The sequence below is a fragment of the Mesorhizobium sp. M0904 genome (assembly GCF_040319475.1).
Taxonomy (GTDB): domain Bacteria; phylum Pseudomonadota; class Alphaproteobacteria; order Rhizobiales; family Rhizobiaceae; genus Mesorhizobium.
On record NZ_JAMYOC010000045.1, the window covers coordinates 1 to 15,121 of the forward strand.

The 15,121-nt window shown below is 63.9% G+C and carries 12 protein-coding genes; 4 read left to right on the top strand and 8 right to left on the bottom strand.

All coding sequences use genetic code 11. The features are described from left to right. Positions 1-227: 227 nt before the first annotated feature. The 4 genes from NKH80_RS29535 to NKH80_RS29550 all read right to left on the bottom strand — a co-directional run bounded on the left by NKH80_RS29535 (position 228) and on the right by NKH80_RS29550 (position 4,542). Positions 228-1,226 carry an ABC transporter ATP-binding protein gene (locus NKH80_RS29535; protein WP_352995498.1) on the bottom strand — a complete coding sequence of 333 codons (999 nt, stop codon included), beginning with the start codon at positions 1,224-1,226 and terminating at the stop codon, positions 228-230. A gap of 196 nt (positions 1,227-1,422) precedes the next feature. After that, entirely contained in the window at positions 1,423-2,577 is a 1,155-nt protein-coding gene (locus tag NKH80_RS29540; protein WP_352995501.1) for an ABC transporter substrate-binding protein, read from the bottom strand. A 195-nt stretch (positions 2,578-2,772) separates the two neighbouring features. Then, entirely contained in the window at positions 2,773-3,699 is a 927-nt protein-coding gene (locus NKH80_RS29545) for a LysR family transcriptional regulator (protein ID WP_352995504.1), read from the bottom strand. 42 nt (positions 3,700-3,741) lie between these two features. Then, positions 3,742-4,542, bottom strand: coding sequence for a DeoR/GlpR family DNA-binding transcription regulator (locus NKH80_RS29550; protein ID WP_352995507.1), 801 nt, complete (start codon positions 4,540-4,542; stop codon positions 3,742-3,744). Between the two features lie 431 nt (positions 4,543-4,973). Here NKH80_RS29550 and NKH80_RS29555 point away from each other — a divergent pair, with 431 nt between their 5' ends. Together NKH80_RS29555 and NKH80_RS29560 are read left to right on the top strand one after the other, a co-directional pair. Continuing rightward, on the top strand, positions 4,974-5,861 hold the full coding sequence (locus NKH80_RS29555) for a phosphotransferase (RefSeq protein WP_352995510.1): 888 nt from the start codon (positions 4,974-4,976) through the stop codon (positions 5,859-5,861). Further along, complete coding sequence (locus NKH80_RS29560) at positions 5,858-8,311, top strand: GcvT family protein (RefSeq protein ID WP_352995513.1); 2,454 nt, start codon at positions 5,858-5,860, stop codon at positions 8,309-8,311. Before NKH80_RS29555 ends, NKH80_RS29560 begins: the two co-directional genes overlap by 4 nt. An 11-nt stretch (positions 8,312-8,322) precedes the next feature. Here the strand turns inward: NKH80_RS29560 and NKH80_RS29565 are convergent, their stop codons facing one another. Continuing rightward, a complete protein-coding gene (locus NKH80_RS29565; protein ID WP_352995516.1) occupies positions 8,323-8,955 on the bottom strand; it encodes a class I SAM-dependent DNA methyltransferase in 633 nt (210 codons plus the stop codon). A 105-nt stretch (positions 8,956-9,060) separates the two neighbouring features. Between NKH80_RS29565 and NKH80_RS29570 the strand changes: the two genes are divergently transcribed. Continuing rightward, the gene (locus NKH80_RS29570) at positions 9,061-9,963 is read left to right on the top strand and encodes a phosphotransferase (RefSeq protein WP_352995518.1); all 903 of its coding nucleotides are present in this window, start codon (positions 9,061-9,063) and stop codon (positions 9,961-9,963) included. Here NKH80_RS29570 and NKH80_RS29575 read toward each other — a convergent pair. The 3 genes from NKH80_RS29575 to ilvD form a co-directional block, all read right to left on the bottom strand. Continuing rightward, the gene (locus NKH80_RS29575; protein ID WP_352995520.1) at positions 9,960-10,880 is read right to left on the bottom strand and encodes a DMT family transporter; all 921 of its coding nucleotides are present in this window, start codon (positions 10,878-10,880) and stop codon (positions 9,960-9,962) included. The two genes, NKH80_RS29570 and NKH80_RS29575, sit on opposite strands and share 4 nt — an antisense overlap. A gap of 219 nt (positions 10,881-11,099) precedes the next feature. Beyond that, positions 11,100-12,374 (bottom strand): amidohydrolase family protein, encoded by a 1,275-nt coding sequence (locus NKH80_RS29580; protein WP_352995523.1) that lies wholly within the window; start codon positions 12,372-12,374, stop codon positions 11,100-11,102. Positions 12,375-12,401: 27 nt separating this feature from the next. After that, entirely contained in the window at positions 12,402-14,246 is a 1,845-nt protein-coding gene (gene ilvD, locus NKH80_RS29585; protein ID WP_352995527.1) for a dihydroxy-acid dehydratase, read from the bottom strand. 289 nt (positions 14,247-14,535) lie between these two features. On the opposite strand from ilvD, the gene NKH80_RS29590 reads away from it, so the two are divergent. Continuing rightward, entirely contained in the window at positions 14,536-15,009 is a 474-nt protein-coding gene (locus NKH80_RS29590) for a VOC family protein (protein ID WP_352702460.1), read from the top strand. The last annotated feature ends 112 nt before the right edge of the window (positions 15,010-15,121 follow it).

Here is a 15,121-nt window from a genome sequence, read left to right on the forward strand (position 1 = left end):
CGCTCCTTCGCTCAACTGCCTCTCCAAAGAATCCTTTCTCAGCCTAAACTCAACCCCAAAATCGCCATATGCGATTCCCCTGCCCGCAAGGGGGGAGATCAGCAGCTTGTCTGCCCCGCCAGTTCTGCAACGCTCGAGATTGGCGAAGCCAGTGGTGGCGGCCAATCTCCCCCCTTGCGGGGGAGATATCCGGTAGGACAGAGGGGGGTGCACTGCGCAAACCTTCATCATCCCGGCTCGTCCATCAGATGCAAATGCTCGCGGTTGAAGGTGAGCACGACCGCCTCGCCCTCTTCCGGCAAGGCAGCACCCGCCGGCACGATGGCGTGCAACCTCAGCCCGTCGGCATCGAGCGCCAATCTCGTCGTGGCGCCGAGATAATTGGTCGACACCAGGCGGGCGGCCACGCCTTCGCCCTTGGCCGCGCGGCCTACGCGAATGGATTCAGGGCGCAGGCTGCCCCAGCGATGCTGGCCGCAATGAAGCTGGACGAAATCTGGCGGCAGCACATTGGACGAGCCGACGAAATCGGCGACAAAGCGCGTCTTCGGCCGCTGGTAGATGTCCTCGGGCGTGCCGATCTGCATGATCTTGCCGTCGTTGAAGACGGCGACGCGGTCGGCCATCGACAGCGCCTCGCCCTGGTCGTGGGTGACGAAGACGAAGGTGATGCCGAGCGCCTTCTGCAGCGACTTCAGCTCTTCCTGCATGTTCTCGCGCAGCTTGAGGTCGAGCGCGCCGAGCGGCTCGTCGAGCAGCAGCACCTTGGGCTGGTTGACCAGCGCGCGGGCGAGCGCGACACGCTGGCGCTGGCCGCCGGAAATCTGGCCGGGGCGGCGGGCGCCGTAGCCGGGAAGCCGCACCAGCGACAGCGCCTCTTCCGCCGCCTTCTGCCGCTCCGGTCTGCCAACGCCCTTGACCATCAGCCCATAGGCGACGTTGTCGAGCACGTTGAGATGCGGAAACAGCGCATAGTCCTGGAATACGGTGTTGACGTTGCGGCGATAGGGCGGAACGCCCTCGGCGCGCTCGCCGAAGATCGAGATCGCGCCCGCCGTCGGCTGCTCGAAGCCGGCGATGAGGCGCAGGCAGGTTGTCTTGCCCGAGCCGGAAGGCCCGAGCATGGCGAAGAACTCGCCCGGCACGATATCGAGATCGACCGCGTCGACGGCACGCACACTGCCGAAATGGCGGGAGACTCTGGCGAAGGAAACGGCGGAGGTCATGGGCTGTCCTGATCTGCCAGGCTCTTCAAAATTCAGGCGATGGCGCTGCCCCTCATCCGCCGCCGGCACCTTCTCCCCGTGAAGGACGGGGAGAAGGGACTGACCGAAACGCCGGCGATCCCCCTCTCTCCGTTCTTCACGGGGAGAGGGTAGGGGTGAGGGGCAGCACTGCGCTCTCAGAACGAGCGAAACGAAATCACCGCCCGCCGATGACGCCGATATAGTCCGACACCCAGCGGTAGTAAGGCACGCACTGGTCGTTCTGGGTGGCGCATTTGGACACCGGCGTCTTCCAGAACTTGATCTTGTCGAAATTCTCGTAGCCGTTGGTCTTGCAGCCCTCTTCGCCGAGCAGATCGTTGCCCTTGCAGGCCGCGGGCACCACCGGCAGCGAACCGAACCAGGCGGAAACGTCGCCCTGCACTTTCGGCGACAGCGAATGCTCCAGCCACATATAGGCGCAGTTCGGGTGGGCCGCATCGGCCTCCATCATGGTCGTGTCGGCCCAGCCGGTGACGCCTTCCTCGGGGATGGTCGAGGCGACCGGCTTCTTGGCGGCGACCAGCGTGTTGACCTGGTAGGGCCATGAACCGGAGGCGACGACGCCTTCGTTCTGGAAATCGTCGACCTGGATGGCGGCGTCGTGCCAGTAGCGTCCGACCAGCGTACGCTGGACGCGCAGCAGATCAAGCGCCGCCTTGTACTGGTCCTCGGTCAACTCGTAAGGGTCCTTGATGCCGAGCTCCGGTCTGTGGGCCATCAGGTAGTTGGCGGCGTCGGCGATGTGGATCGGCCCGTCATAGGCCTGGACGCGGCCCTTGTTCGATTTGCCGTCGGGCAGGTTCATTTCCTCGAACACGACGTTCCAGCTCTTCGGCGCTTCCTTGAACACCTCGGTGTTGTACATCAGCACGTTCGGCCCCCACTGATAGGGGACGCCGTAATGGACGCCGCCGACGGTGAACCAGGGCGCATCCTTCAGCCGGTCGTCGACCGTCTTCCAGCTCGGGACGAGGTCGGTGTTGATCGGCTGGACGCGCTTGCCGGCAACCAGGCGCAGCGAGGCGTCGCCGGAGGCGGTGACAAGGTCGAAGCCGCCCTCGTTCATCAGCGAGACCATCTCGTCGGAAGTGTTGGCGGTCTTGACGTTGACCTTGCAGCCGGTTTCCTTTTCGAAGGAAGTGACCCAGTCATAGCCCTTGTCGGTTTCGCCGCGCTCGATATAGCCCGGCCAGGCGACAATACTGACCTCGCCTTCACCCTTGCCGAGTGCCTTGACCTGGGCGATGGCCTGGCCGGAGAAGGTCAGCGCAACCGTCAAGGCAGTGCATGATTTCAGCAATGAATTCATCGTCGATCTCCCGTTTTTGCATGACCCCGAAAGCCGCTTTCGGTTTTCGCCCAAAGGTCATGCCGTTCAAAAACGTGGATGCGCGGCTCCAAGGGGCCGTGCTCCGGCAGCTTTGTTCCCTGACGGAAAGTGCTGCGAATCTTCCGGTTTCGCAAATTCATTTATCAGAAAGCCGATATCGGTTTGTCCGATTGATCAGCGGCCGATCTTCTCGGGCCGTTGGCGAACCATCCGCTGCGACTGGGCAAGTCCGATGAAGTCGCGCGCCGCCTGCGGCAGGCCGGATCCGCGCCGCCACACCATGCCGACCTGGACGACCGGCAACGACCCCGAAATATCGCGCGACTCGATGCGGTCGCCTTCCAGCGACCATGGCCGGTAGACGAGGTCGGGCAGCAGCGCCACCCCGGCGCCGGTGGCGACAAGGCTGCGCACCGCTTCGACCGAGCGGGTGCGGAAGGCGACATGCGGCTTGGCGCCGATCGCTGTCAGCAGCTTTCCGGTGTTCTCCTCGATCTCGTCGACGGTCAGCATGATCAGCGGTTCCGAGGCGATGTCGCCAATTTCGATGATGTCGGCGCCGGCCAAGGGATGGCCGAGCGGCAGCCATAGCCGATAGGCCGAGACTTCGAGGATTTCGGATTGCAGCGCCGTGCGGTCGCGCAGGTTCGAGGTGACCATGACGGCGATATCGAGCTTGCCGCCGATCAGCAGATGTTCGAGGTAGTCGCCATTGTCCTCGATCGCCGAGACCTCGACGCCCGGGAAAGCGCGGCGGTAGCGGGCGAGAAGATCGGACAGCACATAGCCGGCGACCAGCGAGGTGACGCCGAGCTGCAGCCGCCCGCTTGCCGCAGTCTGTTCGCCGAAGAAGGCGCGGCGCGCATCGGAAACGTCGGCGAGGATCTTCGTCGCGTGACGCAGGAATTGGTGGCCCTTATGGGTGATGTTCAAGCCGCGCGGGTGACGCTCGAACAATTCGACGCCGAGGTCGTGTTCCAGCTCCTTGATCGCCTCGGTGACGGAGGATTGCGAGATCGACAGGTTCTGGGCGGCGCCCGACACCGTGCCTTGCTCGGCGACGGCGATGAAGAATTGCAATTGGCGGATGGTGAAAGCCATGGCCGGACTAAACACGGCAGAGGCGGTGCTGGGAAGTGGGCGCTAGTGCCGATCTTCCGATAGAGGTCGGCTCTTACTTTCGCCATCCGCGATGCTGAGCCGCGCGCCGGCCTCTGCGAGGGCGGCGGCGATGTCGCGCGGCGGCGGCCGGTCGGTGGCAAGTTCGGAAAAGCCGTCGAAGCCGCAGACCTGAACCAGGCCCTGGCGGCCGAATTTGCTGTGGTCGGTGACGACAAGCGAACGCTGGCCGCGCGACAGCACCATGCGGGCGAATTCCGCCTCTTCCAGATCATAGTCCATCACGCCTGTTACGGCACCGACCGCGCCGGTCGAAATGACCGCGTGGTTGACGGAGAAGCGGCTGACGAATTCGATGGCCGAGACGCCGAAGGCAGCGCCGGAATCGCTGCGCAGCTCGCCGCCGGCCATATAAACCTTGTTGCCGTTGACGGTTGCCAGTGTCCGGGCAATGTCGGAGGAATTGGTGACGACCGTCAGCCGCCGGTGGCCGAGCAGTTCCCGGGCCAGGAAAGAGGTGGTGGTGCCGGTGTCGAGCATGATCGATTCGCCGTCGCGGATGGTGGCGGCGACCATGCGGGCAATCACCCGCTTGGCGTCGGCGTTCTCGCGCATGCGCCGCTCGAACGGCGCCTCGCCGGCGATCGAGGGCAGGCCGACGGCGCCGTGCATCTTGAGGATGGAGCCGTCACTGGTAAGCGGCTTGACGTCGCGGCGCACCGTCTCCAGCGAGACGCCCAGCCGGTCGGCCAGGCTGGCAATGGTGACGGTGCCTTCCTCCTTGAGGAGGCGCAGGATTTCGCCATGCCGCTTCGACTGGACCATCGGTTCCATTCCCGTCGGATTGTTGCACCATTGACCGCTTCTAAGGCATAAATGCCGCATATTACAGAAAATCTTAGGCATTCCGGGCAAAAAAGCAGAAAAAGCCACAACATTGCGTTGACAAGCCGCATGTCCGGGCGCGACATTGCTCCGGTGACAGGCTCGGAGCTGCCGCGGGAGAACGATGGCTGAGCCGCACCAAAATTCGCTTGCCGAACGCTCGGAGCTTGTCCGGCACAGGAAAGAGAATTTTTCAGATCCGCGGGGGCGGATGCCGGCGTCGAAGAACCCGGCACAAGGGGCTCGTCGGTGCGGTGCGGGAAACCGATCCCGGGATCTGCACCGACGAGATCTTCGCATCTCCGGCCGACCGTCCTCGTTGCGCCATCCACCGCGTCCTGTCGAAGCTTTGGCCAATGAGGGATAAAGTTGTGACTGACGAAGACCGCATCCGCGCGCTGCCGTGCTGGACCGGCAGCATCGACATTGCGCCGCTGCCGGGCGGGTTGAGCAACGCCAATTATCTGGTCAAGGACGCGGCTGGGCGGCATGTCGTGCGCATCGGCCAGGACTATCCGTTCCACCATGTCTTTCGCGAGCGCGAGATGATGACCGCGCGGGCGGCACACGCCGCAGGCTTCGCTCCGGCCGTTCGCCATACGGAACCCGGCGTGATGGTGACGGAGTATCTCGGCGCCAAGGCCTATGTAGCGCAAGACGTTCGCGCCGATCTCGGCCGCGTTGCCGCCCTGCTGCGCGGCTTCCATCGGGAGATGCCCGGTCATGTCTCCGGCGCCGGCTTCATGTTCTGGGTGTTTCACGTCATTCGCGACTATGCGCGCACGCTGGAGGAAGGCGGCAGCCGCAAACTGAGCGAACTGCCACGCCTGCTTACACTGGCGGACGAGCTCGAGCGCGCGCAAAAACTGCTGCCGATCGTCTTCGGCCACAATGATCTTCTGCCGGCTAACATCATCGACGACGGCCACAGGCTGTGGCTCATCGATTTCGAATATGCCGGCTTCAACACCGCGATGTTCGACCTTGCCGGCGCGGCCTCGAATGCCGGCATGAGCGACGAGGAATCCTTCGCCTTCCTGACCGCCTATTTCATGAAGGAGCCGGACGAGGCGATACGGCGCTCGCACGCAGCCATGCAATGCGCGTCGCTGCTGCGCGAGGCCATGTGGGGCATGGTTTCCGAGCTTTACCTAGACGCGCCCGGCATCGACTACGCCGCCTACACCGACGAAAACCTGACGCGGCTCGAAGCCGCCCTGGAAAACTACCGCACCAAATACCGGGTGCGGGCATCATGACTTTGCCCGCCCAGGCCGGCATCGTCGTCATCGGTGGTGGCATCATCGGCTGTTCGACGGCCTATCATCTGGCGCGCGACCATAAGGCCGATATCGTCCTGCTCGAACAGGGCAGGCTGACCTCGGGCTCGACCTGGCATGCCGCCGGGCTGGTCGGCCAGCTGCGCTCGTCGGCATCGATCACGCGTGTGCTTAAATATTCGGTCGATCTCTACAAGGGGCTGGAGGCCGAAACCGGCCTGGCCACCGGCTGGAAGATGACCGGTTGCCTGCGCCTCGCCACCAACGCCGACCGCTGGACCGAGTATAAGAGGCTGGCGACGACGGCGAAGAGCTTCGGCATGGAGATGCAGTTGCTGTCGCCGGCCGAGGTCAGGAAAATGTGGCCGCTGCTGGAGACCGGCGATCTCGTCGGCGCTTCCTGGCTGCCGAGCGACGGACAGGCAAGCCCGTCCGACATCACCCAGTCGCTGGCCAAGGGCGCGCGCATGCATGGCGCAAAATTGTTCGAGGAGGTGCGGGTCACCGGCTTTGAAATGACCAACGGCCGGATCGTCAAGGTTAGGACGAACAGGGGCGATATCGCCTGCGACAAGGTGGTGAACTGCGCCGGGCAATGGGCGCGGCAGGTGGGTGCGCTGGCCGGCATCAACGTGCCGCTGCAGCCGGTGAAGCACCAGTACATCATCACCGAGAAGATCGTCGGCCTGGCGACCGACGCGCCGACAATTCGCGACCCCGATCGCCGCACCTATTTCAAGGAGGAGGTCGGCGGGTTGGTGATGGGCGGCTACGAGCCGAACCCGCAGGCGTGGACGACCGGCCTGCCCGGCGGCGATGTGCCCGACGATTGGGAGTTCCGGCTGTTCGACGATGATTACGATCATTTCGAGCAGCATATGAGCCAGGCGATCGAGCGCGTCCCGGCGCTTGCCAATGTCGGCGTCAAGCAGATGATCAACGGGCCGGAGAGCTTTACGCCGGACGGCAATTTCATCCTCGGCGTGGCGCCGGAATGCCCCAATATGTTCGTCGGCGCCGGCTTCAATGCCTTCGGCATCGCGTCCGGCGGCGGCGCCGGCTGGGCGCTGGCGCAATGGGTCGTCGACGGCGAGGCGCCGCTCGATTTGTGGGTGGTCGACATCCGCCGCTTCTCCGACCTGCACCGCGACCGGAAATGGGTCGGCGACCGCACGCTGGAAGCGTACGGCAAGCACTACACGATCGGCTTCCCGCATGAGGAATATGTCAGCGGACGGCCCCGCATCGTCTCACCTTTGTACGAGCGGCTGCAAAAACATCGCGCCGTGTTCGGCTCGAAACTTGGCTGGGAGCGGCCGAACTGGTTCGCGCCGGCAGGCGTCGAGCCGAAGGACGTCTATTCGATGGGCCGGCAGAACTGGTTTTCACCCGTCGGCGACGAGCATCGCCATGTGCGCGAAAAGATCGGCATTTTCGACCAATCGTCGTTTGCCAAATACGAAATGACCGGAGCCGACGCGCTGAAGGCGCTGGACTGGATCTGCGCCAATGACGTCGCCAAGCCGGTCGGCCGGCTGACCTACACACAGCTCCTCAATACGCGCGGCGGCATCGAGGCCGATTTGACCGTTGCGAGGCTCGGTGAGGAAAAATTCTACATCGTCACCGGCACCGGGTTCCGCACGCACGATTTCTCCTGGATTGCCGATCATATCGGCAGGGCGTTCGACGTGACGCTGACCGACGTCACCGAGGATTTCGGCACATTGTCGCTGATGGGGCCGCGCGCACGTGACGTGCTGTCGGCGGTGACCGATGCTGACGTCTCGAACGCCGCCTTTCCGTTCGGCCATGTTCGCGAGATCGCCATTGCCGGCCACGCCGTGCGGGCACTGCGCGTCACCTATGTTGGCGAACTAGGCTGGGAATTGCATGCGCCGATCGCGGCGACAGGCGAGGTTTTCGACGCGCTGATGGCGGCGGGCGCTACCCACGACATCCGCCCGGTCGGCTACCGGGCGCTGGAATCGCTGCGGCTGGAAAAAGGCTACCGCGCCTGGGGCGCCGACATCACGCCCAACGACACGCCGCAGGAGGCCGGCCTCGGCTGGGCGGTGAAGCTCAGGAAAAACACCGATTTCCTCGGCCGGCGGGCGCTTGAAAAGCTCGGTGGCTCGACGCTCAGGAAACGCTTTGCCGGCTTCACTGTCGACGATCCGGACGTCGTGCTGCTCGGGCGCGAGACCATCCTGCGCAACGGCGAGGCGGTCGGTTATCTCACCAGCGGCGGCTATGGCTACACCATCGGCAAGAACATCGGCTACGGCTATGTGCGCAATGCCGATGGCGTCAGCGATGATTTCCTCACCTCCGGCGACTACGAGCTGGTTGTGGCAATGGAACGGACGCCGGCTAAGATTCACCTCGAGCCGCTTTACGATCCGACGGGAGCAAGGGTGAAGGCGTAGAGCCTTCCGCCTCAGTTCACGATGAGCACCAGCCCCCGGCTCGGCACCGTATCGGCCTCGCCTGGCATCGAGACATAGGGCGGCGTCTCCTCGGCGCGGGTGACGATGCCTTGCGCCTCGAGCTCGGCGATCCGCGCGGCAAAACCCGTGTCCCACAGAGTGTTCTTCACCGTCAGCACGATCACTCCGCCCGGCCGGCAGATGCGGATCAGCTCGTCCAGACCCTCGGCTCCGACATGGCCCGACGTGAAGACGCCGGCTGAGATGATCCCCGCATAGGCATCATCCACGAAGGGCAGCGGCCCGCCAAGCGCCAGGCAGTGAAGCGCCGAATAGACGCCCTTGCGCGCCGCTTGCGCCAGCATGCCTTCCGAGATGTCGAGCGCCTCGACCTGCGGATAACCGGTAATGGCGAGCCACTCGCCGATGAGCCCGGTGCCGGCGCCGGCATCGAGCAGAGGTGCGGCGCCGCGCGGCAGATGGCGGGCCAGCAAGGCAAGGCAGATGGTGGGATGGCGATAGCCGGCCGCCAACATGTCGGCGTCGTAAGTGCCGGCCCAGCTGTCGTAGAGCGCGGCTACGTCTTCCGGCCGCTTCGCCGCATAGGCTGCGGCGAGTGCGCTCTGCTGTTTGCTGTCCGTCATTGCTGTTCCGTCGCCTGGTATTGATCCGCTACGCGATGATAGCCAAACGGTGAAAACTGTGGAACCGTCGTCGCGACAATAAAGATGGGAAAAGGAGCGAAAGCCATGGCGGATGACCAGGCACGCGCCGCGCTTGCGGCCATTCCGATGCTGGCCGGCTATGACGGCCCGCTGGAACGGCTCGGCGGCCTGACCAACCTCGTCTTCAGAGGTAAGGAGTTCTGCCTGCGTATCCCCGGCAAGGGTACCGAGGAATACATCAACCGCGCCAACGAGGCAGTGGCGGCCCGGGAAGCGGCGAAGGCCGGGGTCAGCCCGGAAGTGCTGCATGTCGATGCCGAGACCGGCGTGCTGGTGACCCGCTTCATCGCCGGCGCCGAGACGATGTCGCCGGAAAAATTCAAGACCCGACCGGGCAGCCCGGCACGCGCCGGCAAGGCCTTTCGCAAACTGCACACATCCGGCGCGGTGTTCCCCTTCCGCTTCGAGCTGTTCGCGATGATCGACGATTATCTGAAAGTGCTGTCAACCAAGGACGTCGCCCTGCCTGCCGGCTACCACGATGTGGTCCGCGAGGCGGAGGCAGTGCGCTCAGCACTTGCGGCTCAACCTCTGCCGATCGTCGCCTGCCACTGCGACCCGCTATGCGAAAACTTTCTCGATACGGGCGACAGGATGTGGATCGTCGACTGGGAATATTCCGGCATGAACGATCCGCTCTGGGATCTCGGCGACCTCAGCGTCGAAGGGCAATTCGACGCCGCGCAGGACGAGGAAATGATGCTGGCCTATTTCGGCGGCGAGCCGAGACCGGCGGAGCGCGCCCGCGTCGTCATCTACAAGGCGATGTGCGACCTTTTGTGGACGCTGTGGGGACTGATCCAGCTTGCCAACAAAAATCCGGCCGACGACTTTCGCGCCTATGCAGACGGCCGGTTTGCGCGCTGCAAGGCACTGATGGAGATGCCGGAATTTTCGCGGCATCTCGCGGCGGTGCGCCGGGGTTAATTCACACCCTTCGGTACGTTTTCGGGCGGTACCGTGTCGACCACCTTCTGGCGGTGGAAGATGAACAGGCCGGCCAGCACGACGATGGCCGAGCCGATCAGGATGCGCGGCCCAGGCACATCGCCGAAGAAGGCGAGGCCGAAGACCACTGCCCACAACAGCAGGCTGTAATGCAGCGGCGCCAAGGTCGAGGCCGGCGCCAGCTTCAACGCCCTGGTGATCATCAGATGCGCGCCGCAGGAGACGATGCCGAGAAGCAGCATGGCGCCGAAATCGAGCGAGGACGGCGTCCTCCAGCTGCCGAGGGTCAGCGCAGCGCCGACCAGCAGCGTGCCGATGGTTTGCCAGGTGACCAGCGAAGTGTCGCTGGTGCCGCGCAGCCGCCGATTGAGGATGATGGCGAAGGCAAAGGAAATGCTGCCGGCGAGCGCGAACATCGAGGACAGCGAGAACGCGGCCGACGACGGCTTCAGCATGATCAGCACGCCGCAGAAACCGAGCAGGATAGCCGCCCAGCGGCGCCAGCCGACCCTTTCGCCGAGCAAAAAGTGCGACAGCGCCGCGACGTAGATCGGCCCGGCCATGTAGAAGCTCATCACATCGGCGAGCGGCAGATAGACGACCGCCGCGTAGAACAGCGCCGTGTCAAGCGTTGTCATCACCACGCGCAGCAGCTGCAACTCCGGCCGCTCCATGAGAAACAGCTTGGCCGCACCCTGATGGGCAATCATCGGCCCAAGTATGAAAAACGCGCCGATCGAGCGGATCAGCACGACCTGGCCGATGGAAAAACTGGCAACCAGCCACTTGCCCATCGCATCGTTCAGCGCAAACAGGAAATCGCCGGCGAGCATCAGCAGGATGCCGGCCAGCAGCACGTTCCTGATCGTTGAGTACTGGGTTGCGGGCTGCGCCATTCCGTTACCGGTTCCTCGCCGTGGGGTACGGTGACCCGCGTCGTAGTCGCAAGCAGCTGCCGTGACGAGGCGAAAATCGAGAATTCGGTAAGACCAGTGCCGGAAATCGGCTGGACTAATGCATGTCGCGCAAAAGTGTGCAGCGGTTTTGCGACAACGACATGCGTCAAAACAGGAACTTAAAGCGCGTCGCATGAGGCCGGTCGAGCGCGACGCGCTTTAAGCGTGGCGCCGGTTCACCGTGCCCGGCCTTCCGGCGATCGAAAGCCGCGTGTCCTGCCGGCTGCGCTCGGCCACCATCTTGCCCCTGGCAATGACGCAGAGACGCTCTGGGCGCAGCCGCAGCGCCTCGACCGGGTTGCCGGCATCGAGAACGACCAGGCTGGCGCGCTTGCCGACCACCAGGCCAAGGTGATCGAGGCCCATGATGGCGGCATTGACGTTGGTGACCATGTCGAAGCAGCTCGCCATCTCGGCCGGGCTCGACATCTGGGCGACGTGCAGGCCCATGAAGGCGACGTCGAGCATGTCTGCGGTGCCCAGCGAATACCAGGGGTCGAGCACGCAATCCTGGCCCCAGCCGACGCGGATGCCGTGCGCCAGCATCTCCTTGACCCGCGTCAGGCCGCGGCGCTTGGGAAAAGTGTCGTGGCGGCCCTGCAGCATGATGTTGATCAGCGGATTGGGGATCGCCGAAACGCCGGCCTCGGCAATCAGCGGCAATAGCTTCGAAACGTAGTAATTATCCATCGAATGCATCGATGTCAGGTGCGAGCCGGCCACTCTGCCCTGCAACCCGAGCCGCTGCGTCTCATAGGCAAGCTGCTCGATGTGGCGCGACAGCGGATCGTCAGTCTCGTCGCAATGCAGGTCGACCATCAGGCCGCGCTTGGCCGCGATCTCGCAGAGCTCGGTGACGGAGCGCGTGCCGTCGGCCATGGTGCGCTCGAAATGCGGGATGCCGCCGACGACATCGACGCCTATGTCGAGCGCCCGGATGGTGTTGCTGCGCGCCGTCGGCGAGCGATAGAAGCCGTCCTGCGGGAAGGCGACCAATTGCAGGTCGATATACGGCGCAACGGTCTTCTTCACGTCGAGCAGCGCTTCGACCGCCAGCAGGCGGTCGTCGCAAACATCGACATGGGTGCGGATGGCGAGCAGGCCCATCGACACCGCCCAGTCGCAATAGGCAAGCGCACGGTCGCGCACCGCCTCATGGGTCAGAAGCGGCTTCAACTCGCCCCACAGCGAGATGCCTTCGAGCAACGTGCCAGAGACATTGATGCGCGGAATGCCGAGCGAAAGCGTTGCGTCCATATGGAAATGCGGATCGACGAAAGGCGGCGAGACCAGATTGCCACGGGCATCGATCGCCGTGCCGGCGCTGACGTTCAGCTCGGGCTCAATCGCTGCGATCGTTTCGCCGACGATGCCGATATCGGCGATCCTGCCGTCGGGCAGCGTGCCGCCGCGCACCAGAAGGTCGAAATCCATCTATCGTTACCCCTTTGAAGAGCATGCCTATTCCGGCACGTACCGCACCGCCCCTTTGGCGGCACTTGTCGCCATCGCCGCATAGGCGCGCAAGGCCGTCGTCACCTTGCGCTTGCGCTTTTCCTCGGGCTTCCAGGCAGTTGGTCCCTTGGCCTCCATCGCCGCACGACGGCCGGCGAGCTCCGCGTCGCCGACAGCAAGCCTGATGGTGCGGTTCGGGATGTCGATCTCGATCGTGTCGCCTTCCCTGACCAGCCCAATCAGACCGCCTTCAGCCGCTTCCGGCGAGACGTGGCCGATCGACAGGCCGGAGGTGCCGCCGGAAAAACGACCGTCGGTGATCAGTGCGCAGGCTTTGCCGAGGCCCTTCGATTTGAGATAGCTGGTCGGGTAGAGCATTTCCTGCATGCCGGGGCCGCCGCGCGGGCCTTCATAACGGATAACGACGACATCGCCGGCCTTGATCTCGTTCGACAGGATCGCCTTGACGCTGGCGTCCTGGCTTTCGAACACTCTTGCCGGACCGGTGAATTTCAGGATCGATTCATCGACGCCGGCCGTCTTCACGATGCAACCGTCGAGCGCGAGATTGCCTTTCAGCACGGCAAGGCCGCCATCCCTTGAGAAAGGATGTTCGGCCGAGCGGATGACGCCCGTCTCGCGGTCGAGATCGAGATCGTCCCAGCGGCGGTCCTGGCTGAAGGCGACCTGCGTCGGCACGCCGCCGGGTGCCGCGAGGAAGAAGTCGCGGACATTCTGGCTTGACGTGCGGGAGATATCCCAGTGGTCGAGCGCTTCGCCGAGGCTTGCGGTGTGCACCGTCGGCAGGTCGCGGTTGATCAGCCCGGCGCTATCCAGCTGGCCGAGGATCGCCATTATGCCGCCGGCGCGGTGGACGTCCTCCATGTGGACGTCGGCCTTGGCCGGCGCCACCTTGCACAGCACCGGCACCCGCCGCGACAGCCGGTCGATGTCTTCCATGGTGAAGTCGACCTCGCCCTCATGTGCTGCGGCGAGGATGTGCAGCACGGTGTTGGTCGAGCCGCCCATGGCGATGTCGAGCGTCATGGCGTTCTCGAAGGCGCCCTTCGAGGCGATGCTGCGCGGTAGCGCGGTGTCGTCGTCCTGCTCGTAATAGCGCTGGGCGAGATCGACGATCAGATGGCCGGCCTCGACGAACAGGCGCTTGCGGTCGGCATGCGTCGCCAGCGTCGAGCCGTTGCCGGGCAGCGACAGGCCGAGCGCCTCGGTCAGGCAGTTCATCGAATTGGCGGTGAACATGCCCGAGCACGAGCCGCAGGTCGGACAGGCCGATCGCTCGATGATCTTGACGTCCTCGTCGGACACCTTGTCGTCAGCGGCCGCGACCATAGCGTCGACCAGGTCAAGCGCCTGGCTCTTGCCGGCGAGCACCACTTTGCCGGCCTCCATCGGTCCGCCGGAGACGAAGACGGTCGGGATGTTGAGGCGCAGCGACGCCATCAGCATGCCCGGCGTGATCTTGTCGCAATTCGAGATGCAGACCATGGCGTCGGCGCAATGCGCGTTGACCATGTATTCGACCGAGTCGGCGATCAATTCTCGCGACGGCAGCGAATAGAGCATGCCGTCATGGCCCATGGCGATGCCGTCGTCGACGGCTATGGTGTTGAATTCCTTGGCGACGCCGCCGGCCTTTTCGATCTCGCGGGCAACCAGCTGGCCTAGGTCCTTCAGATGGACATGGCCGGGCACGAATTGGGTGAAGGAATTGACCACGGCGATGATCGGCTTGCCGAAATCCGAATCCTTCATGCCGGTGGCGCGCCACAGGCCGCGGGCGCCGGCCATGTTGCGGCCATGGGTGGTGGTGCGGGAACGGTAGGCGGGCATTGAACTGTCCTTGCTGTCTGCTCGCGCCGCACAGGCGCGGAAAACCGGAATTGAGCCGCAGGCCTTATAGACGCCAAGCTCTGGTCTGGCCACAATTTTGCGCTGCGCCAGGGCGCGGAACGAGCGCCAGCCAAAGACGCAGCCGGTCCAGATCGTAAAAAAGTCAGAGGTGCTGTCGGATCGGGTTTTGCTCGAGCGTCCTTGGGCAGACGGCGGGGTCGGGCATCAATCGCCAGCCGGCCGTTTTGCGAGTGAAAACAAAGCCAAAACCAGTCCGAGGAGGAAGAGAATGCAAAAGATCACCCCCTGCCTATGGTTCGACGACCAGGCCGAGGAGGCCATGAACCATTACATCTCCATCTTCAAGAATTCGAAGGTGCTGAGCGTGATGCGCTGGCCCAAGGGCAGTGGCGATAATGAGGGCAAGGTGCTGATGGTCTCATTCGAACTCGACGGCGTTCAGTTCCAGGCGCTCAACGGCGGGCCGCAATTCAAGTTCACCCAGGCAGTCTCGCTCTCCATCGACTGCAAGACGCAGGAAGAGGTCGACTATTTCTGGGACAGGCTCATCGCGGGCGGTGGCGAGCCCAGCCAGTGCAGCTGGCTGAAGGACAAGTTCGGCCTCTCCTGGCAGGTCGTTCCCGAGCAGTTGCCCAAGCTGCTGCTGGACCCCGACAGGGAAAAGGCCGGCCGGGTGATGCAGGCGATGATGCAGATGAGCAAAATCGACATCGCCAAGATCGAAGAGGCAGCGAAAGGGTGAACGAACGCGATCTCTCCTTCTCCCCCTGTGGGCCTGTTGCGTAATTCGCTGATTGTGATTCTCTGAGACGAAGCTCGGAGGGAATCGCGATGGCAGTGAAGCAGATGGGCCA